General features: G+C 70.3%; 23 protein-coding genes. 14 read left to right on the forward strand and 9 right to left on the reverse strand.

Annotated features, from left to right (window positions below; all coding sequences use genetic code 11):
* Positions 1 to 105: 105 nt before the first annotated feature.
* Entirely contained in the window at positions 106 to 1530 is a 1425-nt protein-coding gene (locus BKK79_RS23655) for an aminotransferase-like domain-containing protein (RefSeq protein WP_071018185.1), read from the reverse strand.
* A 416-nt stretch (positions 1531 to 1946) separates the two neighbouring features.
* Between BKK79_RS23655 and BKK79_RS23660 the strand changes: the two genes are divergently transcribed.
* Both BKK79_RS23660 and BKK79_RS23665 read left to right on the forward strand, forming a co-directional pair.
* Positions 1947 to 2561, forward strand: a complete 615-nt coding sequence (locus tag BKK79_RS23660) for an IMPACT family protein (protein WP_071018183.1) — start codon at positions 1947 to 1949, stop codon at positions 2559 to 2561.
* A 10-nt stretch (positions 2562 to 2571) separates the two neighbouring features.
* Positions 2572 to 2868: a 2Fe-2S iron-sulfur cluster-binding protein gene (locus tag BKK79_RS23665; RefSeq protein WP_071018181.1), complete on the forward strand. Its 297-nt coding sequence runs from the start codon at positions 2572 to 2574 to the stop codon at positions 2866 to 2868.
* Positions 2869 to 2973: 105 nt separating this feature from the next.
* Here BKK79_RS23665 and BKK79_RS23670 read toward each other — a convergent pair whose 3' ends face one another.
* Positions 2974 to 3177, reverse strand: a complete 204-nt coding sequence (locus BKK79_RS23670) for a hypothetical protein (RefSeq protein WP_071038988.1) — start codon at positions 3175 to 3177, stop codon at positions 2974 to 2976.
* 405 nt (positions 3178 to 3582) lie between these two features.
* On the opposite strand from BKK79_RS23670, the gene BKK79_RS23675 reads away from it, so the two are divergent.
* The 3 genes from BKK79_RS23675 to BKK79_RS23685 all read left to right on the forward strand — a co-directional run bounded on the left by BKK79_RS23675 (position 3583) and on the right by BKK79_RS23685 (position 5133).
* Positions 3583 to 4491, forward strand: a complete 909-nt coding sequence (locus BKK79_RS23675) for a S24 family peptidase (RefSeq protein WP_231908204.1) — start codon at positions 3583 to 3585, stop codon at positions 4489 to 4491.
* Between the two features lie 151 nt (positions 4492 to 4642).
* Positions 4643 to 4828 carry a hypothetical protein gene (locus tag BKK79_RS23680; protein WP_071038990.1) on the forward strand — a complete coding sequence of 62 codons (186 nt, stop codon included), beginning with the start codon at positions 4643 to 4645 and terminating at the stop codon, positions 4826 to 4828.
* A 71-nt stretch (positions 4829 to 4899) separates the two neighbouring features.
* A complete protein-coding gene (locus tag BKK79_RS23685; RefSeq protein ID WP_071038993.1) occupies positions 4900 to 5133 on the forward strand; it encodes a hypothetical protein in 234 nt (77 codons plus the stop codon).
* Here BKK79_RS23685 and BKK79_RS23690 read toward each other — a convergent pair.
* Positions 5114 to 5476, reverse strand: coding sequence for an antibiotic biosynthesis monooxygenase family protein (locus BKK79_RS23690; protein WP_071018145.1), 363 nt, complete (start codon positions 5474 to 5476; stop codon positions 5114 to 5116). The genes BKK79_RS23685 and BKK79_RS23690 overlap by 20 nt on opposite strands.
* 300 nt (positions 5477 to 5776) lie before the next feature.
* Here BKK79_RS23690 and BKK79_RS23695 point away from each other — a divergent pair, with 300 nt between their 5' ends.
* From BKK79_RS23695 to BKK79_RS23705, 3 genes are all read left to right on the forward strand, one after another.
* A complete protein-coding gene (locus BKK79_RS23695; RefSeq protein WP_071038994.1) occupies positions 5777 to 7729 on the forward strand; it encodes a S8 family serine peptidase in 1953 nt (650 codons plus the stop codon).
* An 18-nt stretch (positions 7730 to 7747) separates the two neighbouring features.
* Complete coding sequence (locus BKK79_RS23700) at positions 7748 to 8278, forward strand: hypothetical protein (protein WP_071018142.1); 531 nt, start codon at positions 7748 to 7750, stop codon at positions 8276 to 8278.
* Positions 8279 to 8410: 132 nt separating this feature from the next.
* Entirely contained in the window at positions 8411 to 8782 is a 372-nt protein-coding gene (locus tag BKK79_RS23705) for a hypothetical protein (protein ID WP_071018141.1), read from the forward strand.
* 65 nt (positions 8783 to 8847) lie between these two features.
* On the opposite strand, the gene BKK79_RS23710 is transcribed toward BKK79_RS23705, so the two are convergent.
* Both BKK79_RS23710 and BKK79_RS23715 read right to left on the reverse strand, forming a co-directional pair.
* A complete protein-coding gene (locus BKK79_RS23710; protein ID WP_071038996.1) occupies positions 8848 to 9978 on the reverse strand; it encodes a helix-turn-helix domain-containing protein in 1131 nt (376 codons plus the stop codon).
* Between the two features lie 174 nt (positions 9979 to 10152).
* Positions 10153 to 11955, reverse strand: coding sequence for a GGDEF domain-containing protein (locus BKK79_RS23715; protein ID WP_084085104.1), 1803 nt, complete (start codon positions 11953 to 11955; stop codon positions 10153 to 10155).
* Positions 11956 to 12524: 569 nt separating this feature from the next.
* Between BKK79_RS23715 and BKK79_RS23720 the strand changes: the two genes are divergently transcribed.
* The 3 genes from BKK79_RS23720 (at position 12525) to BKK79_RS23730 (ending at position 14785) form a co-directional block, all read left to right on the forward strand.
* Entirely contained in the window at positions 12525 to 13385 is an 861-nt protein-coding gene (locus BKK79_RS23720) for a flagellar brake domain-containing protein (RefSeq protein WP_071038998.1), read from the forward strand.
* 108 nt (positions 13386 to 13493) lie between these two features.
* The gene (locus tag BKK79_RS23725) at positions 13494 to 14183 is read left to right on the forward strand and encodes an ArsR/SmtB family transcription factor (RefSeq protein WP_071039000.1); all 690 of its coding nucleotides are present in this window, start codon (positions 13494 to 13496) and stop codon (positions 14181 to 14183) included.
* A gap of 95 nt (positions 14184 to 14278) precedes the next feature.
* Complete coding sequence (locus BKK79_RS23730) at positions 14279 to 14785, forward strand: DUF6630 family protein (protein ID WP_071039002.1); 507 nt, start codon at positions 14279 to 14281, stop codon at positions 14783 to 14785.
* A gap of 34 nt (positions 14786 to 14819) precedes the next feature.
* Here the strand turns inward: BKK79_RS23730 and BKK79_RS23735 are convergent, their stop codons facing one another.
* Positions 14820 to 15803 (reverse strand): LysR family transcriptional regulator, encoded by a 984-nt coding sequence (locus BKK79_RS23735; protein ID WP_071018132.1) that lies wholly within the window; start codon positions 15801 to 15803, stop codon positions 14820 to 14822.
* 251 nt (positions 15804 to 16054) lie between these two features.
* On the opposite strand from BKK79_RS23735, the gene BKK79_RS23740 reads away from it, so the two are divergent.
* The 3 genes from BKK79_RS23740 to BKK79_RS23750 are packed head-to-tail and all read left to right on the forward strand — an operon-like array spanning position 16055 to position 18840.
* Complete coding sequence (locus BKK79_RS23740; RefSeq protein WP_071039003.1) at positions 16055 to 16678, forward strand: TetR/AcrR family transcriptional regulator; 624 nt, start codon at positions 16055 to 16057, stop codon at positions 16676 to 16678.
* Between the two features lie 59 nt (positions 16679 to 16737).
* Positions 16738 to 18153, forward strand: a complete 1416-nt coding sequence (locus tag BKK79_RS23745) for a carotenoid oxygenase family protein (RefSeq protein ID WP_071018129.1) — start codon at positions 16738 to 16740, stop codon at positions 18151 to 18153.
* A gap of 60 nt (positions 18154 to 18213) precedes the next feature.
* Positions 18214 to 18840 (forward strand): hypothetical protein, encoded by a 627-nt coding sequence (locus BKK79_RS23750; protein WP_197524047.1) that lies wholly within the window; start codon positions 18214 to 18216, stop codon positions 18838 to 18840.
* A 300-nt stretch (positions 18841 to 19140) separates the two neighbouring features.
* Here BKK79_RS23750 and BKK79_RS23755 read toward each other — a convergent pair whose 3' ends face one another.
* The 3 genes from BKK79_RS23755 to BKK79_RS23765 form a co-directional block, all read right to left on the reverse strand.
* A complete protein-coding gene (locus BKK79_RS23755; protein ID WP_071039011.1) occupies positions 19141 to 20226 on the reverse strand; it encodes a Zn-dependent alcohol dehydrogenase in 1086 nt (361 codons plus the stop codon).
* 114 nt (positions 20227 to 20340) lie between these two features.
* On the reverse strand, positions 20341 to 21942 hold the full coding sequence (locus BKK79_RS23760) for a phospholipase D family protein (RefSeq protein WP_071039013.1): 1602 nt from the start codon (positions 21940 to 21942) through the stop codon (positions 20341 to 20343).
* 31 nt (positions 21943 to 21973) lie between these two features.
* Positions 21974 to 22852 (reverse strand): mechanosensitive ion channel family protein, encoded by an 879-nt coding sequence (locus BKK79_RS23765; RefSeq protein WP_083384378.1) that lies wholly within the window; start codon positions 22850 to 22852, stop codon positions 21974 to 21976.
* Positions 22853 to 22887 lie beyond the last annotated feature (35 nt).

Raw genomic sequence — 22887 nt, forward strand, 5'->3', positions numbered from 1 at the left:
AAGACTGAGGAAGACTGAGGAAGGCCGAGGGCGGCTGAGAGGCGGCCGCCTTCGATGCCACCACTGCCACCACCGGCGGCCGGAGCCGCCGGTGCGCCGGCCTCTTCAGCGGGCGCAGCTGGCGACCAGCTTGCCGACCTCGATCACCGCCTCCTCGATGCGCCGCGACCACGGGCTGCTGTAGTTCAGCCGGATGAAGTTACGGTAGCTGCCGGAGATCGAGAACATATACCCCGGCCCGATCGTGATGCCGCGCTCCAGCGCAAGCTGGTAGAGATGCATGGCGTCGACCTTGGCCGGCAGCTCGACCCACAGCACATAGCCGCCGGCCGGGCTGGAGATGCGCGTGCCTTCGGGGAAGAAGCGCGACACCATCGCCCGCATCAGGTTGGCCTGCTGCGCGTAGGCCTTGCGGATCCGGCGCAGGTGGTGCTCATAGCCGTCGCGCTCGAGGTACTCGGCAATGGCCAGCTGCGGCACCAGCGGCGTGGCCAGGGTATTCAGGAACTTGAGCTTCTCGACCTGGTCGCGATAGCGGCCCGGCAGGGCCCAGCCGATGCGATAGGTCGCGGTCAGGCTCTTGGAGAACGACGAGCAATGCAGCACCAGGCCCTTGCGGTCATAGCTCTTCAAGGAGCTGGGGTGCGCGTCGCCGAAGTAGAGCTCGTTGTAGACGGCGTTCTCGATCACCGGGATGTCCGCCGCCGCCAGGAACTCGACCAGTTCCCGCTTGCGTTCGTCGGGCATCTGGAAGCCGAGCGGATTCTGGAAGTTCGGCATCACCATGCAGGCCGCGATCGGCTGCGACTTCACGATCGCCGCCAGCTCGCCGATATCGATGCCGTGCTCGGGGTGGGTCGACACCTCGATCGCCTTCATGCCCATGCGCTCGATCGCGTGCAGCATCGCGTAGAAGGTCGGCGACTCCACCGCGATCACGTCGCCCGGCTTGGCCACCGCCTGCAGGCACAGGTTGATCGCCTCGGTGGCGCCGACCGTGACGATGATCTCGTTGGGATCGACCGGCATGCCGTTCTCGAGGTGGCGCCGCGCGATCTGGCGCAGCAGGCGCGGATCGCCCGGCGGCAGCGCGTTGGTCAGGCTCCACAGCGTCTTGTCCCGGCCGGCGGTATAGGCGTAGCGGTTCAGCTTCTCGAAGGGGAACAGCACCGGATCCGGATAGGGCGAGCCGAGCGGCACCGCGTCACCGCTGCCGATCGAACGCAGCGTCGACAGCACCAGCCGGCTGACGTCCACCGTCGATGACACCGCGATCGGCTTGGACGCGCGCAGGTCCTGCATCTGCCGCTCGCCGTCGGCGCGCTCCAGGTTGACGAAATAGCCGGACTGCGGCCGGCTCGCCAGCAGGCCGCGGCTCTCCAGCAGCAGGTAGGCATGGAGCACGGTGGTGATGCTGATGCGGTGCTGCTGGCTGGCCTGGCGCACCGACGGCAGGCGCTCGCCGTGCCGATAGACGCCCTGGCGGATCAAGCGCTCGATATCGTCAGCGAATTTCTCGTAGAGCTTCATCGCAGGCCTCCCGCGCCGGTGGCGCCCGCCGTCGGCCAGGCGATGGCGCCGAACGGATCGGGACCGCTGCCGGTGGCAGGGGGGTGGATGGCCTTGCTTCTCTTCCTGGCTTCGTCCTTCACGGCGGGGGCTCCGATGGTGGCGAGGCGCCGGGCCCGTGGGGAGGGCTGCCGGCCGCGCGCAATGTTGATGGAAGGAAGAGTAAGAGGGAGCGGCTGCCCGCAGTACGCACACATCCGCCCACGGCACAAGAGTACAGTTTCTATCCCGCCTGGGCGGCGGCCGGATTGTACTCGGAACCACATGGCGTGCGCCCGCAGCCACTCCGAAAGCGCGCGCCGGACGCCGCCGCGCGACCGAGCCATGTCCGGCGTCTTGGCGGTCACCCGGGCAAATGCCATTACACTGTCCGGCCTATGACGTACACCCTAGCCGCCCCGGTCGAGGCCGAGCTCGACATCCGCAAGAGCCGCTTCCTCGCCCTGGCCATCCCCGTCGCCGACCGCGACGCCGCCATGGCCGAACTGCAGCGCCTGCGCGCACTGCATCCCACCGCCACACACGTCTGCTGGGCCCTGCTGGCCGGCGGACAGTCCGGCATGTCCGACGACGGCGAACCCTCGGGCACCGCCGGCCGCCCGATCCTCGAAGTGCTGCGCCACCACGACCTCGACGGCGTGCTGGCCGCCGTGGTGCGCTACTACGGCGGCATCAAGCTGGGCGCCGGCGGCCTGGTGCGGGCCTATACCGACGCCATTGCCGCCGCCCTCAAGCAGGCCGAACGTGTCGAACGGATCACCTACGCCACCTTGGCCGTGGAAGTCGACTACGCCGACGAACCGCGCGTGCGCCGCTGGCTGGACCAGCCCGAACAGGCCGGCTGCAGCCTGGCGGACAGCGCCTACGGCGCGCGCGCCCTGCTGACCCTGCACCTGCCCGCGGCACAGCGCGAGCGCGCACGCGCCGCCCTGCGCGACGCCACCCACGGGCGCGCAAGCTTTCCCGAGCAGCCCGGCGATGACGACGCCTGAGCCACCCGCCATGTCCGCCCCCTCCCCGCATCCCGCCACCGCCACGCTGGAGCCCGCCGGCACCCGCTTCCCGGTCGCCCCGGGGCAGACCCTGCTCGAAGCCGCGCTGCGGGCCGGCGTGACCCTGCCCCACTCGTGCCGCAACGGCACCTGCCGCACCTGCATGTGCAAGCTGCACGCCGGCGCGGTCGACTACCGCATCGCATGGCCCGGGCTCAGCCTGGACGAGAAGGAAGACGGCATGATCCTGGCCTGCGTGGCGCTGCCGCGCGGCGACGTGGTGATCGAGGTGGCGACGCCGTTCTGAGGCGGTGCACCGGACCACGGAGCGGCCGAAACACAGCCCCGGCCAGTCCTGCCAAAGCCCCCCGCCGGAAACGAAGCGCCACGGCCGCCCCGTGCCCGGCGCACGTCACCTGCCTCGCTTGCGCCGGTGCGAGCGCCACCACCGGCGGCCGATCTTCGCCCACAGAAAGTGCGCGGCGACGAGCAGCACATAAGCCAGCTTGGCCACGCTGGCCCAGTCGGCCACGCTATACCCCAGCCAGTTCATGATCGGCATCCGCAGCGCCACGAGGTCCTTGGCGGTGGCCAGCATCTTGTCGACTTGGTTCATCCGATTCCTTCCATGGGACTCGGCCTCCGCGGTATAGCCATAGCCGGGCCGGTGGGATAAGTTCCTCGATCTGGTGCGACATCGCGAACACCGCAGCCTGCATGGCCAGCGCCGCATGCCCGATGCCACCACCGCATGAATCGGGCAACAGACCGTGCCAGCCTGCGCCGAGACATGCGACACCGGCCGACGGCGGTACTTCCGCCCCACGGTTCTCCTCGTTTGCGTGTTCCAATGCCTTGCCTCCTGTCGATAGCACGGCCCGTCGCCTGTGCCTGTGCCTGGCAGGTCTACTGTCATGCACTTTCCATTGATTCTATTACCATATTGGTAACCATTACAAGACTCGTCTGTTACCATGAAGGTCTATTTACCTTCTCGGTCAAACCGGGTTCAATCACGCGCATGAAGTCGATCAAAGAAATCCGCCGCGAGAAGTTCTCGATTGCCATCGCCGAGAAGTCCGACGGCAACCAGTCGCGCGCCGCCCAGGCCCTCGGCTATTCCACCCCCTCCCTGGTCAACCGCTACCTGAGCGGCGGCAAGGACATTGGCGACCGCACCGCGCGCAAGATCGAGGAGACCTTCGGCTATCCGCAGTTCTGGATGGATTCGGAAAGCCGGCCGGCCGTGCCGCCGGCGCAGTCGGACGGCCTGGCCGCGCGCGTCGGCTTCGTGCTGGAACGGCTGGGCATCCGCAAGAAGGAACTGGCGGCAGCGGTGGGCGCGCCGGAATCGGATGTGCAGGAATGGGCCGAGGGCAGCCGCAAGCCGACCCTGGTCCAGGCCACCGTGCTGCAGGAGCGCTACCAGGTCAACGCTGTGTGGCTGCTGACCGGCAAGGGCCAGCCATCGCCGGCGGTGGCCTACAGCGACGACTGGCACCCGATCCCGATCGCGCCGCAGGCATTCAAGAAGATCGCCGTGGTGGCAATGGCCCAGCTCGGCGACAACGGGCACTTCTGCGACCTGGAATACCCGGTCGGGCACGGCGACGGCTACCTGCATTTCCTCAGCGCCGACCCCGATGCCTATGGCCTGCGCTGCGTCGGCGACTCGATGGAGCCGCGCATCCGCGACGGGGAATTCGTCGTGGTCGAACCCAACCAGGCCGTGGCCAGCGGCGACGAGGTGCTGGTGAAATCGCGCGACGGGCGGGTGATGGTGAAGATCCTCGGCTATACGCGCGACGGCTACACCCACTTCCTGTCGATCAACCAGAACCACAAGACGGTGAAGATCCGGGCCGAGGAGATCGAGCAGCTTTCCTTCGTCTCGGCCATCGTCAAGGCCTCGTCCTGGCGCCCCGACTAGGCGGCACGGGGTGGCGCCGGGCTGGCTGTGACCCCATAGGACAAAGACAGCCAGCCGAATTGTTACCTTTTTGGTTCCAATTATCAGAAGTGTTTGGTAAGATTCCGTCGGTCGCCGGCAGCGGCGGCCGACCCAGGCAGGAGGAATATCGATGACCGATCAGGACAACCCGGGCAAGGCGCAGGACAAGCGGGCGCGCAACAATCGCTGGCTGTTCCGCGCCATGGTGGTCGCGGTGGCGGCGATCGCGGTGGCCAACCTGCTGCTGGGGGAAAACGACGGCGATCACGACGACGGCTGCGCGCCTTGCGAGCGCCTGCCGGTCAGCGACACCTGAGTCGCGCCGCCGCCTGCGGGACTCGGGCCCTGCCTTCATTCCTTGCGGCAAAACTCGCGGAAAACCGACGATTGCAGACCATTGACCAGAACCGGCATCCGAGCCGGCAGCCGAACCAGCACGACGCGGCCGCGAACATCGTGGCCGTCACCCGCCAGGCCTGGGGCCTGGTGCCCGCCCCGGGACCTTATTCCTCCTCGCCCCCCTCCCGTTGCGCCGGCTCGGACCGGCCGGCGGCGCAGGCCGACCCGCTGGCACAGCCAGCACACTCCGCACAACCGGCGCTCAACGGGGCGGCCGCCTGAGCGGGTGCGCCTGCCGGCTGTCCTCCGGCGCCGCCTCCCGCTCGTCCAGCCCGTAGTCGCGCAGCACCTGGGCCACACGCAGCCGATAGCCGGCGAATACGCCGGCGCGACCGGCCGCCTGCGCGCGCCGGTGCGCTTCCACATTGCGCCAGCGGCGCACGGCCTCCTCGTCACGGAAGAAAGACAGCGACAGCAGCTTGCCGGGCGTGCTCAGACTCTCGAAGCGCTCGACCGACAGGAAGCCGTCGATGGACTGCAGCGTGGGTAACAGCTGCGCGGCGAGGTCGAGATACTGGTCGCGGCGGCCGGGGGCGGGTTCGACTTCGAAGAGGACGGCGATCATGGCTGGTTTCCAGGCAAGGGATGGGGCATGGCAGGGAATCGGCAACGATTCCGGAACGACATGCCGCCAATGTGCCAGCGCCGTGCGCCGCCATGTTTCATGCTGTGATGAAGCGTGAGCCGCCCCCTCCGACCCGCTGAGACGCACGGCACGATTTTCCGAGACGCCCGGGACAGTACGCGCGGCGCGCTCCTGCAACAATCCCCGCCGGCCCGCCGGCCGCGCCGCCACCAGAGCGGCCCGCAGGCGGCCCCCTGGCCGAGGCCAGGACACTCGATTGATCGACAGGGGGGTAAATCCATGCTGTTCTCCTACACCAGGAACCTATCGCTGACGCTGCTTGCGGCGGCCACGCTCGCCGCCTGCGGCGGCGACAACGCGGACAGCGGCACCACGAGCGCCGGCGGCACGCCGGCGACGGGCGGCGGTGCCACGGCACCGGCGTCCGGCTGCGCCGAGACCGGCGTCGATGCGCGCTACGCCTGCCAGACCGGCAGCACCGAGCCGCTCTATGCCTACCAGTGGGCGCTCAAGCAGGCCACCAGCTTCTTCCGCGCCTTCACCGGCACCGCCGATGGCGTCACCGACATCAACGTCGAGGAAGCGCACGCCGCCGGCTTCAAGGGACAGGGTGTCAACGTGCTGGTGCTGGACGACGGCATGGACATCGGCAACGAGGACCTGGCCGCCAACGTCAACCGCGCCATGACCCACAACTTCGACGATGGCGGCAGCGACCCCACGCCGGCCGATATCGCCGCCAACATCGACGAAGCGCACGGCACGGTAGTCGCCGGCATCATCGGCGCGGCGCAGAACGGCAAGGGCGTGATGGGCATCGCGCCGCGCGCGGTGCTCGGCGGCGCCCGCTTCATCGGCCCGGCCAAGGCCGATCCCCTCAAGGCCTACGGCGGCGCCGACTGGTCGAGGTCGGCGCACATCATCAATGCGTCCTACGGCGACAACCCGAAGCTGCCACTTGCCTATGACACCGGCGAGGACGCCTCGCCGCTGATCCGCGCCTTCCCCAAGTTACGCGGCGGCAAGGGCCTGGTGATGGTCAAGGCGGCCGGCAATGAGTTTGCCGACACCGGCGAGAAACCGACGCGGTACTGCGCTTCGGTCGGCGGCCAGGGCGGCGTGGTGAGCTGCCAGAACCCGGCCAACGACACCGATGCGCTCGAGCCCGGCGTGATCGTGGTCGGCGCGGCCAATGCCCGCGGCGTGCGTGCCTCCTATTCGAGCGCGGGCTCGGTCAACTGGGTGACGGGCCTGGGTGGCGAGGGCGGCGAGACCGGCCGCTACGGCGAAGCGGGCAGCGGCCCGACCATCTTCTCGACCGACCTGCACGGCTGCGCGCGCGGCTACGCCCGCACAGGGGTGAGCAAGGTGAACGACTTCATGGTGGCCGGCAGCGTGACCAACCAGAAGGACAACGCCAACTGCGACTACGCCAGCATGAACGGCACCTCGGCGGCCACGCCGACGGTGACCGGCGTGGTGGCGCTGATGCTGTCGGCCAATCCGAACCTGAGCTGGCGCGACGTGCGCGAGATCCTGCGCGCCACCGCCAGGCCCATCGATCCTGGCTATGGCTCGCGCGATAACCGCAACCAGCGCGTGAACCTGCGCGACAGCAGCTTCACCGGCTCGACCGACGCCAGCCTGGTGGATGGCAGCCGCAGCGCCCGCGTGGACCTGGGCTGGCAGAAGAACGCCGCCGGCTACCGCTACTCGAACTGGTACGGCTTCGGCCTCGTCGACGCCGGCGCGGCGGTCAAGGCGGCGCGGGCCTACACGGCCTACAAGCCGGCGGAACTGACGGTGCCGGACTTCACCGAGGCCTTCAACGAGATCACCGAGTTCCGCTACGGCCAGGTGCAGAAACTCGGCCAGTTCACCGTGACCGGCAGCGACAAGGTGGATGCGCTGCAACTGCGGCTGAGCGGCTCGGTCTGCCTCGGCAGCGTCGGCATCTTCGTCAAGTCGCCGTCCGGCACGGTGTCGGCGCTGGCGGTGCCCTACAACGCCTTCTACGTGACCGGCGCGGCCGCAGCCGACCACTACGGACTGGGCAGCTATGCCTTCTACGGCGAAGCGGCGGCGGGCACCTGGGAGGTGTACGCGGTCAACGCCGTGCCGCTGATCGAAGGCCCCGGCCAGTGCAGGAACTACACGCCGCGGGACGGCACGTCCACCGTGACGCTGGCCAGCCCGCTGGCTGTCGAGTACCGTATCATTGCCGCCCGCTGAGGCGGCGGGGAGATCCAGATGAAGACCAATCCGTTCGACCGTGCGGCGTCCGGCGCCTGCGCCGCGGCCTTGCTCGCCGCCGTCCTCGCCCTGCCCGCCGTATCTGCCGCTGCCGCCGACACCGGCTACGCCATCGGCACCCGCCTCAGCCAGGCGCAGCAGGCCGCGCTCGGCGGCGCGCGCGAGGTACAGATCGGGGGCCAGGCCTACCGCGTGCTGCCCGACACCGACAGCAAGCCGCGCACGCTCAGCAGCGGGGCGTCGGCCGCCGAGGCCACCTCGCTGGTGGTCAATGCGCGCGGCGTGGTGGGCGAGTCGCGCAACGAGGTGCTGGTCTCGCGCGTGCCGGTGCAGGCCGTGCAGCAGGCCGTCGGCCAGCTCGGCATCCGCGCGGTGTCGGTGCAGTACTACGACCACATCGCCATCAGCAGCCTGCGCTTCGCCAGCTTCGAGGACACCGCCGCCGCGCGCGAGCGGCTCAAGTCCCTGCTGCCCGCCGACGCCGGCGTGGACGTGCCGGTCCGCTACAGCAAGAGCACGGTGCGCTGACCCTGGGCTGACCCTGGGCTGACCTTGAGCAAACCCGCTGCCGGGCCCTTTGCCGCGCCTGCAGCGGGCCCGGCGCGGCAATTCGCGCCGGGCCCGCCCCTCCTCCACCGACGGTTCCCCTTTCCGCCTCCCATGCGCCATCTCTACCGCCTGGCGGCCTGGGCGGCGCTCGCGCTGCTCGCCGGCGCCTGCGCTTCCTACCGCTATATCCCACCGCAGACGGCCGCCGGCCGCCAGTGCGTCACCACCTGCGACACCAACAAGCAGCTCTGCGCCGCCGGCAAGGAGCAGACCGCCGCCGTCAAGGCACAAGCCTGCGAGACGCGGCGTGCGACGCAGCTTTCGGCCTGCCTCGCGGTGGCGGGCAACGACAAGGCTGCGCGCGAACAGTGCGCGAAGAAGGTCGGCTACTGCTCGACCTACGCCGACACCAGCGCCTGCGACGAGGGTTATCGCAGCTGCTACGTCCAGTGCGGCGGCCAGGTAGTGCTGGAGGAGGACTGAGCTGGAGGAGGACTGAGCGGCACCGGGCACCGCGCATCGGGCCTCCGGCCGGCTGGCGATAGCGGCTAGGCGCGCTCGCCTGCGTGCCGCAATCCCGCCAGCCAGGCCTGGATCAGCGCCGCCTCGCCGGCATCGGCGTCGGCCACGCCGATGCCGGCGGGCGGGCGGGCCGCGTGCGCAGAGAGCACGCGCACCTCGCGCGGACTCAGGCCGAAGCGGCGGCGGAAGGCGCGGCTGAAGGCGCTTTCGCTGGAAAAGGCATAGCGGTAGGCCAGTTCTCCGATGGCCGGCGGATGCGCGTGCGGACGCGCAAGTTCGTCGAAGCAGTGATCCAGGCGGCGGCCCTGGATGTAGGCGTGCACGCCACCATCGTCGTCGAACAGGCGGTACAGCGTGGCACGCGACAAGCGGAAGGTGCGCGCGATCTGCGCGGCCGACAGCGTCTCGGCGCACAGGTGCGCGTCGACATAACCCTGCACCAGGCGGCGCATGCTGCGGCGCGCCGCGGTCTGCGCCGGCAGCATGCCGTCATCGAGTGCGGCCGCGCCGCCTTCGAGCAGCACCAGCGCTGCGCGCACGCCGGCCGCCATTTCCTCCGGCGTCAGGTCGGCGCCGTGTTCCAGCAGCTCGGCCAGATGCGAACCCAGCAGGCGCGTGGCGGCGCGCGCCGGCTCGAGTACGGCGCCATGCAGGTCGCGGCGCCGCAAGGACAGCGGCAGGTGGTCGCGCGGCACCACCAGGGTCAGGTTGGAGAAGGCGCCCGCGCGCGAATCGAGCGCGCGGCCCAGGTCCAGCACGCTGACCGAGCCGGTCGCTGCATGAACCTGGCGTCCGCCGTAGTCCCCCTCGACCGCCCCGGCGAGATAGCACTGGATCAGGATGTGGTCGACCTGGCTGCGGCGGATATCGCCGGCGCCACGCCGGAACGCGTGCGCCACCGACGCGCTGCAGCGCGAGATCAGGCTGTCGCCCAGGTGCACCGCGTCCAGTTCGCCGCGGAAGGCCGCGGCATCGCCGTCAACCTCGATCGTGAACAGCGGTGCCAGCGCCATGCGCCAGGAAGCGGTGGCCTGCGGGTCGGCGCCACCGTCCAGCCGCACCCGCAGCCGCGGCACCGGTGCGCGCGCGGCGGCGTCCGCCAGCGGGGTGCCGGTGCGGGCGGATGCGGAGCGGGAGGCGGATGCGGCAGCGGACAAGAAGGTCTCGGTGATCGGTGATCGGAACAGCGCGCGCGCAGTTCATGGAACCGAGCACGGATGCGCGGGGAAAAGTGCAGATAGGATCATAGCGAATGCCCCTCGCCATGGGAATGGCCAGCACCGTGAGCGGCCCGGCCGTCTTGCCGGATTCCGCCTCCGCCTCAGCCGCGTTCAGGCGACGGGCGCGGAGCCGGCCGTGCCGGCACCCGGCTCGTCTTCCACCGCGATGCCATCGCGCCCCGCGTCCTTGGCGCGGTACAGCTGCCGGTCAGCCCGCTTCATCAGGTCTTCCAGCCAGGCCGCCTCGCCCGCGGCGGCGAAGGCCAGGCCGAAGCTCGCGCGGATGGCGATCCCCTCGCCATTGTCCGCCTGCATGCCGGCATGGCCCAGCCGCTCGCGCAGCGCCTGGGCCTGGGCCACCGCCTCGCGGCGGCCGGGTACGAAGGCCAGCACCGCGAACTCCTCGCCGCCGACGCGCGCAACGATCTCGTCCGCCTGCCAGACCTCGCGGCAGAGACGGGCGATGCGCACCAGCACGCGGTCACCGGCGGCGTGGCCGTAGGTGTCGTTGATGCGCTTGAAATAGTCGACATCGAACAAGGTCAATGCCAGCATGCGGCCGGCCCGACCCGCCTGCGCGCAGGCCGGTGCCGCCTGGCGCTCGAAAGCGCCGCGGTTGAGCAGGCCGGTCAGCGCATCGCGCTCCGCCTGCACGGTCAGTTCCTCGATCAGGCGGTGGCGCTCCTGCTCCAGCCGGGCCCGCTCGCTGCTGTGCTCCTGCAGCACCTGCACCGCCTCGAACAGTTCGCGGATCTCACCGCTGTAGTGCTGCGCCGGCGCCACCGCGGTGAACTGGCCGGCGGCGATGGCACGGATGTCGCGCGTGGCTTCGGCGAAGGGCTGCACCACCTGGCGGCGGAACAGCCGGGCACTGAGGAAAAAGGTGGCGATCACGGCCGAGAGCGCGGCACCGATGGCGGCCAGCCACGCCAGGCGGGTGTCGCGCCAGCGCTGCACCTGGGCCTGCGCCAGGTCCAGGATCTCATCGCGGAAGGCAACGATGGAGGCCATCAGCGGCACGTAGTGCTGCGTAAGCTCGGCCGTGGTCACGCCGGTGCCCGCCGGCGCGCTCGCGAGCACGCGCAGTTGCTCGATATAGGCCAGGCCCTCGTCGAAGTACTGGCTTTCCATGCGCTGGAAGGTGCCGTGCGCCAAGGCGGGATCGTTGAGCACGCGCGGCTGCAGCAGGCCGCGCAACTGGTCGATGGTGCCGCGCGTGCGTTCGATCGCGTACTGCTCGGCCTCCCCCAGCGGCCGGTGCGCGGCCAGGGCCGGCGCCAGCTGCGAGCCCAGCAGCCCGGCCTGCTCGCGCAGCACCGCGGCCAGACGCGCCGCCAGCAGGCGGCCCAGGATCCCGGGCGCCCCCTCGTCGACGCTGGCGGCGGCGGCGTCGGCGATCGAGACAAAGCGCGGGATCACCCGGACCATGCCATCGATCGCGTGATACAGCGAAGCGCTCGAACGCCGCGCGCGCGGCTGCCGCAGCAGGCTGTCGATGGTGGCGCGCGCCCTGACGAGGTCGGCCTGCGCGACCAGCACCGCGGCCCGCTCGGCACGGCACGGGGTGCAATCGGCCGCTGCCAGTTCACCCAGCAGGTCCGCGATGCGGGCATCGCTCTCGCCACGGAATGCCTGCAGCGTGGCCAGGCGCGCGCTCGGGATCGGCAGGTCTTCGCCGAGCGCGGCGTTGCCCGGACCGCGCTCGGCGGACACCTTCTCCATGGCGAGCAGCACGGCGCGGAAGATGCGCAGGTTCGCCAGCGCCCGCTCGGCGTCGGCGTAGGCGGCCCATTGATGGAGGAACAGCCAGCCGGACCCGGCCAGCAGGATGCCGGCCAGGGCGCCCGTGACGAGGCCGAAGCGGCGCTCCAGCGAGGAGGCGCTCAGGGCGGCGCCGAGCCTGCGCTTCAGCATATCGAGGGCAAACGGGCGCCGCCGGCCGCGGCCGGCGGGATACGGGCGGCGCAGGCGTGGCGACGGCGGCCACGCCCGTCTGGGTGGCGGTGCCGCCACCCGGCCCGCCACGCAGGCGCGCCCTGTCTGATACGGCGATGGGTTCTTGACATAGTGGGCGGGTAATCTCCGCGTTCGGCAATCGGCCGGGCCGTGACCGCCCGGCGCCGCCAGGCAGGCAGCCGGCCGTCGCGCGGTACCCGGATGCGGGCGGGACCAGCCCGCCCGCTCCGGCAGTGCGGACCCGGCCAGGCCGCACGCGAGCCTACTCCAGGAAGCGGATTTGACAGCACCCCACACTGGAATGGACTCTGCATGGTACCGGGCAGGCGTCCCCGTTTTACGGCACCGTCCCCGACAAATTGAGCGCCCGCCGCGCAAGCCCGGCGGGGCCGCCGGAGGGGCCGGACAGGTTGTGACGGCCGGTGCGCACCGAGGCTCTTGTGCGCATGCCCGGCCCTGGCCTCGGTCATCGGCAGACAGTGAAGGGCGGGTGGATTATTATCATCAGATGTAAATGGACATCAACCATGCGCAGGGAAGCGAAAGCAAGTGATATCGAACTAGGGCAGCCGTTGAAATCCGCGCTGCTCGACGAGTTGGGATTTCCGATTGCGGACCAGGGAACGGTCTTCCACAACCAGGAAGAACTGGCCCTCGCCATGTATGGCGGCCGCTGTTTCTGGGCGGACGATATGGAGCCCCTCGGCCCGGACGAACCGGCATCCCCGCTGGGCGACCGCTATGGCCTGGTGGTCGGCACCCTGCTGCACGTAAAGCGTCCCGGCGATGCCAGCCGGGCCGCCGCCAGCCGCCTGATCGGCTTCACCGAGAACGCGGCCTTCATCGCCTGGCCGAAGCTGGAGGGCCGCAACGCGGACGCACTCGACGGCGAGACGGTACTGCTGCGCGGCTTCACCGGCACCAGCATCCACAGCTTCTCGGCCCGCGTCAAAGCCAGCTCGGGCGCGCCGTTCCCCTACTGGATGCTCGACGAGATCAAGCACATCGACGCGCGCGAGATGCGCGGCAGCATCCGCGTGCCGGTGCGTATCGCCGGCACCTTGTCGATGGCCGACGGCAGCGCCGCGCCGGAGACGGTGCTCATTACCGACCTGAGCCTCGGTGGCGCCTCGCTGATGGCCGCCAGCGCCGCCCTGACCGCGCCGGGCAAGCCGGTGCAGCTCGCCTTCACGCTGCGCGCGGCCGGCCGCAACACGCGCTTCGTGCTCGACGCCCTGACCCGCGACGAATCCAACACCGACGAAAGCGGCCCCTTCCACTGCGTCGGCGTCGCCTTCGATGCCTACGACGAACGCGAGGCCCTGCTGCTGCGCTCCTTCATTCACGAGCAACTGCTGGAAAGCGCGACCCTGCGCACCAAGGGCTGAGCGGCGGCGGCGCGGCCGCTGCCACTGCCACTGCGGCCGCCCCGGCCTTCTCCTCTCTCTGCTGCCCCCGGCCTATACTGGAATCCTCGTTTCACCCTGGGGGAAACCATGGAATACACGCCTGGCATCAGCCAGCTCGCCGGCCTGCTGGCCGACCCCGGCCGCGCCGCCATGCTGTGGGCGCTGATGGACGGCAGCGCGCGCCCGGCCGGCGAACTGGCACTGATCGCGGGCCTCTCCGCCTCGTCGGCCAGCGGCCATCTGGCGCGCCTGGCCGAGGGCGGGCTGGTGGCGATGCAGGCACGCGGGCGCAGCCGTTTCTACCGGCTCGCCGCGCCCGAGATCGGGGTCGCGATCGAGGCGCTGGCGGCTGCTTCGCTGGCCAGTCCGCCGCCGCGCCTGCGCGCGCTGCCGGCGTCGCGCGGCGCGCCCGCCGCGCTGCGCCAGGCACGCACCTGCTACGACCATATGGCCGGCGAGCTGGCGGTGGGGCTGTTCGAGCGCATGGTGCGGGCGCGCTGGCTGCACCTGGCCGGAACCGGCGTGGAGTTGACCGAAGCCGGCGCCGCGGCCATCGGCGGACTCGGCGTGGACCTGGAGGGCGCGCGCCGCCGGCGGCGGCAATTTGCCTGCACCTGTCCGGACTGGAGCGAGCGCAAACCCCACCTAGGCGGCGCGCTCGGCGCCGCGCTGCTCGACGGCTTCCTCGCGCGCGGCTGGGTGGAACCGGTGCGCGGCTCGCGCGCGCTGCGCCTGACGCCGGGCGGCCAGCGCGAGATCCCGCGCCTGGCGGGCTGACGGCGCGCCGCGATCCGGCTAACATCGCGGGCCGGCCCCATGCATGGCGGCCCGCCTCACCCTGCTCCACCCAGACTTCCCCTGCGCCCGACACAATGCCTCTCGACGACGACCACGACGACCTCCGGTTCACCCTGGAACGCCTGCTCGCCCTGATCAACCTCGACGACCCGGCCGTCTGCGCCGACCAGCTCGCCACGCTCGAAACGCGGCTGGACGACGATCCCGATGCCACCGAGGGCGAGGCGCTGGCCGCGCTGATCAAGGAGGTGATCGACTGGGAATCGGGCTTCTGCGTCGGCGCCGATGACACTGCCGGCTTCGTCGGCTGCATCGGCCACCTCTGCGCGCGCCTGGACTTCGAGCCGGACTGGGGCGTGGAAGACCCCGAGGATCCCGCCCTGCTGGAGGACAACAGCGTGCCCGAGCTGATGGAGCTGGTCCATGCGCAGCTGCGCGTGGCCGGCTACACGCTATGGGCCTGGGACACCGGCGGCGACGCCTATGCCGGCTGGATCACACGCAGCGAGGACGATCCGGAGATGCTGGACGTGGCGCACAGGCTGGGCCTGCACGTGCACAGCGCCGACCGCGCCGGCTGAACCAGAGCTGCACCAGGCCTGCATCGGGACCGGGTCAGGGCTGGAGCGCGGACGCGACACGCGGCGCGCCGTCCTCGTCGGGCAGGTCGCCCAGGCGGATGCCGGCCGCCGCGCCGCCGCGCGCATCGGGCACGCCCAGCGTCTCCTCCAGCACATCGAGGAAGGCGCGCACGCTGGCGGGCATCAGTTTGCGGGCCGGCATCAGCACATAGACCTTGAGTTGCGAGGAGGTGTAGGCCGGCAGCAGGCGCACCAGCCGCCCCAGCTCGACCTCCTCTCCGGCAAAGCGCGAGGACAGGCGTGCCACGCCCAGCCCTTCGGTGGCGGCCTTGAGCCGCAACTCCGCATTGTGGGTGGCGACACGCGGCTGCACCGGCAGCCGCGCCACCTCCACGCCGTCATGCATCACTTCCCACTCGGTGTCGCCGGCATCGCCCAGGGTCGGCCAGCCGGCCAGGTCCTGCGGCACGCGCGGCAGCCCGCGCATGCGGATCAGGTCGGGCGAGGCGTAGAAGCAGCGCTCCACCAGCACCACGCGCTTGCTGGCGAAAGAGGAATCCGACAGTCCGGTGTGGGTCATGACGAAGGCGAGGTCGTAACCCTGCTTGATCAGGTCGGGCTGGTCCCAGGTGACATCGACTTCGACGCGCAGCCCGGGATGCAGCTTGAGCAGGCGCAGCAGGCTGCCGGACAGGTGGGACGAGCCGACCTCGTAGGGCGTGGCGATGCGCAGGGTGCCGTTGACCTGCTCGCTGACCGAGACGGCCTCGGCGCTGATCTCGCGCAGCGCGCTGAAATGCGGCGCGACGCGTTCGTAGAGCTGCTGGCCGCGCTCGGTGATGCGCACGCGCCGGGTGGTGCGCTCGAACAGGCGCACGCCCAGTTCGGTCTCGAGCCGGGACACGGCGGCGCTGGCCGACGACTTGGGCACATCCGCCAGTTCCGCGCCGAGCGTGAAACTGCCGCCTTCCGCCACCCGGCAGAAGATCTCCCAGTCCTTCCAATCGATCGTCTTCATTCGCAAGTCTCGCCACCTTCGCCCGCACCGGCGCTGGAAAGCGCGTCAGCTGCAGCCGGCCATTGTCCCACAGGGCGAACAATGCTGCAGCGCAGTGCCGCAAGCACGGCGGGCGGTGCCGGCGTACCGGCACCACTGCTCCGGCATCCCCGCCTTTTCCTTGACAATTTACACCGTATATTTACACTGTAAATAATCGTAGTGATGCCGCGGGACCGGCCCGGCCGGAGCGCGCACCTTCCTGGAATGCCATGGCCAAGTCCCTGACCCAACCCGAGATCGATGCCTTCAAGGCACGCCTGTGCGAGGTGGCCGAGCGCCGCTTCGCCGAGGGCGGCGTGGCCAGCGTCAGCATGCGCCAGCTGGCCGAGGAACTGGGCTGCAGCCCGATGACGCCTTACCGCTACTTCCGCGACAAGGAGGACATCCTCGCCGCGGTGCGGGCGGCGGCCTTCGACCGCTTCGCCGACGCCATGGAAAACGCCGGCACCGGCATCGAAGACCCCATCGAGCGCGCGCGCGCCTCCGGCCGCGCCTACCTGGATTTCGCCTTCTCCCAGCCGAACGCCTATCGGCTGATGTTCGACATGTCGCAGCCCGACGACGGCCGCTACCCGGAACTGCAGCGGGCCGGCGAGCGCGCCCGCCGCACCATGGGCGCCCACCTGGAGATGCTGGCTGAACGCGGCCAGATCCATGGCGACCCGCAGGTGCTCAGCTACGTGGTCTGGGCGGCCGTGCACGGCCTGGTGGTACTGCACCTGGCCGGCAAGCTGCCGGAGTCCCCCGATTTCCGCACCATCCACGGCGAGATGATGCGGCTTCTCGTGCAAGGCATGCGCACGCCGCCGGCACCCGCCGGCGACACGCCCTGACCAGCCCTGCCAAGCCACCGGCCGCGCCGAGCCGCCCCCACACACTGCAGGAGACATCGATGAGCCAGCCCTTCCCGTCCGTCCCCTACCTGACGGGCAACTTCGCCCCCATCCTGATGGAATGCGACGCGCCGGACCTGCCGGTCAGCGGCGAGCTGCCGCGCGCGCTGCGCGGCACGCTGTACCGCAACGGCCCCAACCCGATGTTCGCGCCGCGCGACGACTTCTATCACTGGTTCATCGGCGACGGCATGGTGCATGCCTTCGAGATCGGCGACGGCCGCGCCAGCTACCGCAACCGCTGGGTCCGCACCGAGAAGCTGCGCCGCGAGCAGGCGGCCGGCTGCGCCCTGTTCGGCAGCTGGGGCAACCCGGCAACCACCGATGCCTCGGTGCAGGAAGTCGACGGGCAGGGCGTGGCCAACACCAACATCCTGTGGCACGGGGGCAAGCTGCTGGCGCTGGAGGAAGCGCATCCGCCGATCGCGCTCGACGCGCGCGAACTGACCACGCTGGGTCCGCTGCGCTACGAGAGCGACCTCGGCGGCCACGCGCTCGGCAAGATGACGGCCCACCCGAAGATCGACCCGCGCACCGGCGAGATGGTGTTCTTCGCCTATGCGGCCGACGGCCCCTTCACGCCGTCCATGCTGTACGGCAAGCTCGACAGCGCCGGACACCTGACGCACCTGGAGCGCTTGCTGGCGCCCTACCCGAGCATGGTGCACGACTTCATGGTGACGCAGCACTACGCGCTCTTCCCCATCCTGCCGCTGTCCGGCAGCATGGACCGCGCCATGCGCGGCGAGCCGGCCTACGCCTGGGAACCGGACAGGGGCTCCCACATCGGCATCCTGCCGCGCAGCGGCGGCGCTGCGCGCATGCGCTGGTTCCGCAACGATGCCTGCTATGTGTTCCACGTGATGAATGCCTGGGAAGACGGCAGCAAGATCATCGCCGACGTGATGCAGTACGACAGTTCACCGCTGTTCAACCCCGGCGCCGGCCCGGCCGGCACCTCGGCGCGCCTGTGCCGCTGGACCTTCGACCTGGAGGGCAACAGCGACACCTTCACGCGCACCTGGCTGGACGACCTGCCCGGCGAATTCCCGCGCTTCGACGAGCGCTTCGCCATGCAGCCCACCCGCCACGGCTATTTCGCCTGGCGCGGGCACGAGAGCACCGAGCGCAGCGTCTTCGACGGACTGGCCCACTTCGACGCCGTCACCGGGCAGCGCAGGACCTGGCTGCTGCCGGAGGGCGACGGCCTCTCCGAACCGGTCTTCGTGCCGCGCGCCGACGACGCGCCCGAGGGTGACGGCTGGCTGCTGGCGACGGTCTACCGGGGCGCCGACAAGCGCAGCGACCTGGCGGTCTTCGACGCCACCGACATCGCGCGCGGTCCGGTGGCCCTGGTGCACCTCTCGCACCGGGTGCCATTCGGCTTCCACGGCAACTGGCGCAGCCACGGCTGAAGCCGGCCGTCCACGTCTGCCGATGCACGGATCCCCGGACACAAGGACAAGGAGCACATCATGGGCATGCTGACCGGCTTCGCGCCATTCATCGCCTTTTTCATCGCCATGCGCCTGGCCTCGCCGCTCGCCGGCCTGGGCGCGGCCTTCCTGGTCTCGCTGCTGCTGTGCGCGCGCATGCGGCGGCGCGGCGAATCGCTGAAGACGCTGGAGGTGGGCAGCCTGCTGCTGTTCGGCGCGCTGGCGGCCTATACCCTGGTACTGTCGCCGGCCTGGACAGTGGCGACCGTGCGGCTGGTGGTCGACAGCGGGCTGCTCGCCATCGTGGTCGTCTCGCTGGCGATCGGACGGCCGTTCACGCTGCAATATGCGCGCGAACGGGTACCGCGCGAATACTGGGACTCGCCGCGCTTCCTCGCCGTCAATCGCCATATCACGCTGGCCTGGGCCGTGGCGCTGGCGGTAATGGTAGCGGCCGACGCCGCCGCCGAATACGCCAGCGCGATCCCGCTGTGGATCGACATCGCCGCGACCATCCTGGCCTTCGCCGGCGCGGTGACCTTCACCATCCGCTATCCGCAGGCGGTACGGCGCGCGGCGATGGCACAACCAGCGCCGGCCCTCTCCCCCGGCCCCTCTCCCGCGAGCGGGAGAGGGGAGCAAACCGGCGCGGCGCGAATTCCGTAGCACTGGACGAAGCCGACGATGCGCCAACACCGATCGCCAAGCAAACGGTCTTGGCTCCCTCTCCCCGCACGGGCAGAGGGTGGGGGAGAGGGGTGGTTCAGCAAGGCGCCACATCCAACGAAGCCGTCGGTGTGATCCAGCACGTGGGCATAGAGACGAAGCCGATGGTGTGATTCCACCCGTCACGACCAGCCAGCGCCTGCCCTCACCCCCGGCCCCTCTCCCGCAAGCGGGAGAGGGGAGACAACCAGCGCGGTGCGAACGCTGCCGTACCGGACGAAGCCGCCGGCCAGCCCTCGCCTACTGCTCGAACAAAATCACCGAACGCGCCAGTTCCCCCCGGCGCAGTTCGTCGAAGGCGTCGTTGATCCGCTCCAGCGGCATGCGCTGCGAGATCAGCTGGTCGAGCTTCAGCTTGCCCGAGAGGTAGAAGTCCACCAGGCGCGGCATGTCGACGGGAAAGCGGTTGGAGCCCATCATCGAGCCCTGGATGCGCTTCTCGGCGAGGAAGTCGGTGCCCTTGAGCTCGACCTTCTGGCCCGGCGGGATCATGCCGATCACGGTGGCGGTGCCGCCCCGGCGCAGCATGCCGAAGGCCTGCTCGGCGGTCTGCTTCAGGCCGATGGCTTCGAAGGCGTGGTGCACGCCGCCGCCGGTCAGGGCGCGCACGGCTTCCACCGCGTCGGTGGCGCCGGCGTCGACCACGTCGGTGGCGCCGAACTGGCGGGCCAGTTCGAGCTTGCCGGGCACGCGGTCGATGGCGATGATGCGGCCGGCGCCGGCAATGGCGGCGCCGTTGATGGTGGCCAGGCCGATGCCGCCGCAGCCGATCACGGCCACGGTCTCGCCCGGCTGCACCTTGGCGGTATGAACCACCGCGCCCACGCCGGTGGTGACAGCGCAGCCGATCAGCGCGGCACGGTCCAGCGGCATGTCGCGGCGGATCGCCACCAGCGCGTGCTCGTGGATCAGCATCTGCTCGGCGAAGGCGGACAGGTTCAGGAACTGGTTCATGTTCCCCTGCGGCGCGAGCAGGCGCGGCTCCTCGCCTTCGGCGCGCCTGGTATCGGGCGCCACGCACAGCGACAGGTGACCCGTCAGGCAGAACTCGCAGTGGCCGCAGAAGGCCGACAGGCAGGTGATGACGTGGTCGCCGGGCTTGACCGTGCGCACCAGCGAGCCGACCTGCTCGACCACGCCGGCCGCTTCGTGGCCCAGCACGGCCGGCAGCGCGGTCGGATAGGCGCCGTCGACGAAGTGCAGGTCGGAATGGCATACCCCGACCGCCGCGGTGCGGACCAGCACTTCGTGCGGTCCCGGCTTGGAGATGGCGACGTTTTCGATCACGAGAGGGGTCTTGGGCTGGTGCAGGACAGCGGCTTTCATGCTTCTCCTCTGGGCTTCGCGTTGGGAAGGGCCGGCGCGCGGCGCGGGCACGAGGCACCACCATACCCCCGAAACGGGATTCGGTGAAGCGCCGCGCGGGTGGCCGAAGCCTGGCTACAGTTCGCGCTCGGCCGTCAGCAGGCGCAGCAGGTCCAGGCCGATCTGCTGCGGCACCGAGACGCCGGGTTCGCTGTCGTAGGTGACCAGCAGCCCATGCTCGCGCGTGGTCCAGGCCAGTGGTGGCGCGCTGTCCGGCGCGATGTCCGGCGCGATGTCCGGCCCGCTCTCGGGCGGGCGCAGCTCCACCTTGTAGGCCATGTCGAGCAAGTTGGGATCCACGCCGCGCGCGATGTGCTCGCACAGCGCGGCGCTGTCGAGCACGATACCCATCTCGGTGTTCAGGCGCGCCGAGCGCATGTCGAGGTTCAGCGAGCCGACGAAGAGCAGGTGCTGGTCGACCATGTAACCCTTCGCGTGCAGGGTCGCGCGGCTCGAGCTGAACAGGCTGCGCGGCCCGCGCCCCTCCAGGTCGCCATAGGCGGAGGGCTTGAGCTCGTAGAGTTCCACCCCCGCCTCGAGCAAGGGCCGCCGGTACGGCGCGTACGCCGCGTGCACCGCCTTGATGTCGGTGGCGGCGAAGGAGTTGGTCAGGATCCGCACATGCACGCCGCGGCGTGCGATCGCCGCCAGCCATTCGGTACCGCCCTCGCCCGGCACGAAGTACGGCGACACCAGGGCCAGGTCATGCCGGGCCCCTTCAAGCAGCTTGGCGAGCTGGTTGATGGCGTGGGTGGGATTGTCTTCCGCCGTGCGCAACACCTTGTCGGGGCGGTCGGCGATCACCGCGGCACGTCCGCTGAACACCGGCATGCGGCCGCGGCGGATACCGGCCGCCAGGCCGGAATCGAGCAACTCCTGCACGTAGGGGCTGGTGCGGGCCTGGCGTCCGGCGACGGCCAGGCGCCGGCGCACCTTGTCCAGTTCGTCCCCGCCCTGCCCGTCCTTGCCGAAATGGATCAGCGACGCGGCCGGATAGGCGGCCGCGCTGTTCCAGTAGTCGTCGAACACCGCCGACACTTGTGGCACCACGGGGCCGGCGGCGAGCAGGTCGAGGTCGCTGAAGTCCACCTGGGGGGCGGCGGCGAAGTAGGCATCGGACACATTGCGGCCACCGACGATGGCGAACTGGTTGTCGGCGATCATGGCCTTGTTGTGCATGCGGCGGTCCAGGCGATGGAAATCACCGATGAAATCCATCCAGCGCGCCCCGCGGTTGGCGAAGGGATTGAACAGCCGTACCTGGATGCGGGGGTGCGCATCGAGCGCTGCCAGCAGCGCGTCATAGCCGTCGGTATGCAGGTCGTCCAGCAGCAGGCGCACGCGCACGCCGCGGTCGGCCGCGGCCAGCAGCTCGCCGATCAACGCGGTACCGGAGGCGTCGGCATCGAAGGCGTAGTACTGCAGGTCGAGCGTGCGGGTGGCGGCGCGCGCCAGCACCAGGCGCGCGGCCAGGGCATCGGGCCCGGACGCCATCGGGTAGAACAGCGAATCGCCGGGATGCTCGGCCAGCTTGGGCGCCACCGCCTCGCCCAGCGGCGTGCCGGCGGTGGCGGCGTAGCCCAGGGCGTGGGAAGGCGTGCGCTGCACGTCGCGGGGCAGGCTGGCGCAGGCAGCGAGGAGGAAGGTGGCGCACAGCACGGCAAGTCTGGCCGACATGAGGAGTCCTCCTTGCTGCGGCGCACCAGGATCAGGGCACGGGATCCGGCGCGGCGGCCTGCGGGTTCGGTTCGCGCCTGCGCGGCACGCCAGGGTCCGGCGCTCCGTCGGCGCGGTGGAAGGCACGGATGATGTGCTGCGCCACGCGCACCCGCCCGATCACCGGCGCCGGGAAACGCAGCAGCGCGTCCATCCGGCCCGGTCCGGCCGGTTCGAACAGGACGCGCGGCTCGAACTGCGACAGGTCGACGAAATGCATGTCGCCATGATGGCGCAGGCTGCGCCCGGCCTCTTCCAGGAAGTCGGCGCACGCCAGCCGGCCGATGGCGACCAGGCGGGCTTCCACCGCCTCCGGGTCGGCCCCTTCGGCGAGCGGGAAGCGCACCTGGTCGAGTGTGTACTTGCCGGTCCGGGAATGGTTGCGCACCGCCGTGGTCAGCAGCAGGCTGTTGGGAATCTGCACCGTGAAGCCGGTGTACTGGCGCGCCGAGCCGACCTCGACCAGGGTCGTGGTCAGCACGTCCTGGTCGATCACCTCGCCGCAATGGGGCCCGATCTCGACCAGGTCACCGAGCTGGAAGGGACGCGACATCATGCGCATGAACGCCCCCAGGAAGCACATCACGAGTTCCTTGCCGACCAGCAGGATGGCCGCCGCGAAGGCCGCCAAAGAGATCGCCACGCTCTTCAGCTCCGACACCCAGATGCCCAGCAGCAGCAGGAACACCACGGCCGCCACCAGGTTGCGGCTGGCCACGGTCCAGGCGCGATAGTTGTCGCGCGTGTCGGCCTGCTGGCGGCCGCGGAAGAAACGGTTGACCAGCTTGACGACGATCACGCCGCCCAGCACGATGAGCGCGCTCAGCAGTACATCGAACCACAGGTTTTCAGTCTTGATCGGAAGGTCCATTCGCTAGCCGGATGTTGCAGCGCCCACAAGCCGCG

This window comes from Cupriavidus sp. USMAA2-4 (genome assembly GCF_001854305.1).
Classification (GTDB): domain Bacteria; phylum Pseudomonadota; class Gammaproteobacteria; order Burkholderiales; family Burkholderiaceae; genus Cupriavidus; species Cupriavidus malaysiensis.

Excerpts from the sequence above, each read along its gene's own strand:
- BKK79_RS23655 (WP_071018185.1), bottom strand. The coding sequence starts at position 1,530 with ATGAAGCTCTACGAGAAATTCGCTGACGATATCGAGCGCTTGATCCGC.
- BKK79_RS23660 (WP_071018183.1), top strand. The coding sequence starts at position 1,947 with ATGACGTACACCCTAGCCGCCCCGGTCGAGGCCGAGCTCGACATCCGC.
- BKK79_RS23665 (WP_071018181.1), top strand. The coding sequence starts at position 2,572 with ATGTCCGCCCCCTCCCCGCATCCCGCCACCGCCACGCTGGAGCCCGCC.
- BKK79_RS23670 (WP_071038988.1), bottom strand. The coding sequence starts at position 3,177 with ATGAACCAAGTCGACAAGATGCTGGCCACCGCCAAGGACCTCGTGGCG.
- BKK79_RS23675 (WP_231908204.1), top strand. The coding sequence starts at position 3,583 with ATGAAGTCGATCAAAGAAATCCGCCGCGAGAAGTTCTCGATTGCCATC.
- BKK79_RS23680 (WP_071038990.1), top strand. The coding sequence starts at position 4,643 with ATGACCGATCAGGACAACCCGGGCAAGGCGCAGGACAAGCGGGCGCGC.
- BKK79_RS23690 (WP_071018145.1), bottom strand. The coding sequence starts at position 5,476 with ATGATCGCCGTCCTCTTCGAAGTCGAACCCGCCCCCGGCCGCCGCGAC.
- BKK79_RS23695 (WP_071038994.1), top strand. The coding sequence starts at position 5,777 with ATGCTGTTCTCCTACACCAGGAACCTATCGCTGACGCTGCTTGCGGCG.
- BKK79_RS23700 (WP_071018142.1), top strand. The coding sequence starts at position 7,748 with ATGAAGACCAATCCGTTCGACCGTGCGGCGTCCGGCGCCTGCGCCGCG.
- BKK79_RS23705 (WP_071018141.1), top strand. The coding sequence starts at position 8,411 with ATGCGCCATCTCTACCGCCTGGCGGCCTGGGCGGCGCTCGCGCTGCTC.
- BKK79_RS23715 (WP_084085104.1), bottom strand. The coding sequence starts at position 11,955 with ATGCTGAAGCGCAGGCTCGGCGCCGCCCTGAGCGCCTCCTCGCTGGAG.
- BKK79_RS23720 (WP_071038998.1), top strand. The coding sequence starts at position 12,525 with ATGCGCAGGGAAGCGAAAGCAAGTGATATCGAACTAGGGCAGCCGTTG.
- BKK79_RS23725 (WP_071039000.1), top strand. The coding sequence starts at position 13,494 with ATGGAATACACGCCTGGCATCAGCCAGCTCGCCGGCCTGCTGGCCGAC.
- BKK79_RS23730 (WP_071039002.1), top strand. The coding sequence starts at position 14,279 with ATGCCTCTCGACGACGACCACGACGACCTCCGGTTCACCCTGGAACGC.
- BKK79_RS23735 (WP_071018132.1), bottom strand. The coding sequence starts at position 15,803 with ATGAAGACGATCGATTGGAAGGACTGGGAGATCTTCTGCCGGGTGGCG.
- BKK79_RS23740 (WP_071039003.1), top strand. The coding sequence starts at position 16,055 with ATGGCCAAGTCCCTGACCCAACCCGAGATCGATGCCTTCAAGGCACGC.
- BKK79_RS23745 (WP_071018129.1), top strand. The coding sequence starts at position 16,738 with ATGAGCCAGCCCTTCCCGTCCGTCCCCTACCTGACGGGCAACTTCGCC.
- BKK79_RS23750 (WP_197524047.1), top strand. The coding sequence starts at position 18,214 with ATGGGCATGCTGACCGGCTTCGCGCCATTCATCGCCTTTTTCATCGCC.
- BKK79_RS23755 (WP_071039011.1), bottom strand. The coding sequence starts at position 20,226 with ATGAAAGCCGCTGTCCTGCACCAGCCCAAGACCCCTCTCGTGATCGAA.
- BKK79_RS23760 (WP_071039013.1), bottom strand. The coding sequence starts at position 21,942 with ATGTCGGCCAGACTTGCCGTGCTGTGCGCCACCTTCCTCCTCGCTGCC.
- BKK79_RS23765 (WP_083384378.1), bottom strand. The coding sequence starts at position 22,852 with ATGGACCTTCCGATCAAGACTGAAAACCTGTGGTTCGATGTACTGCTG.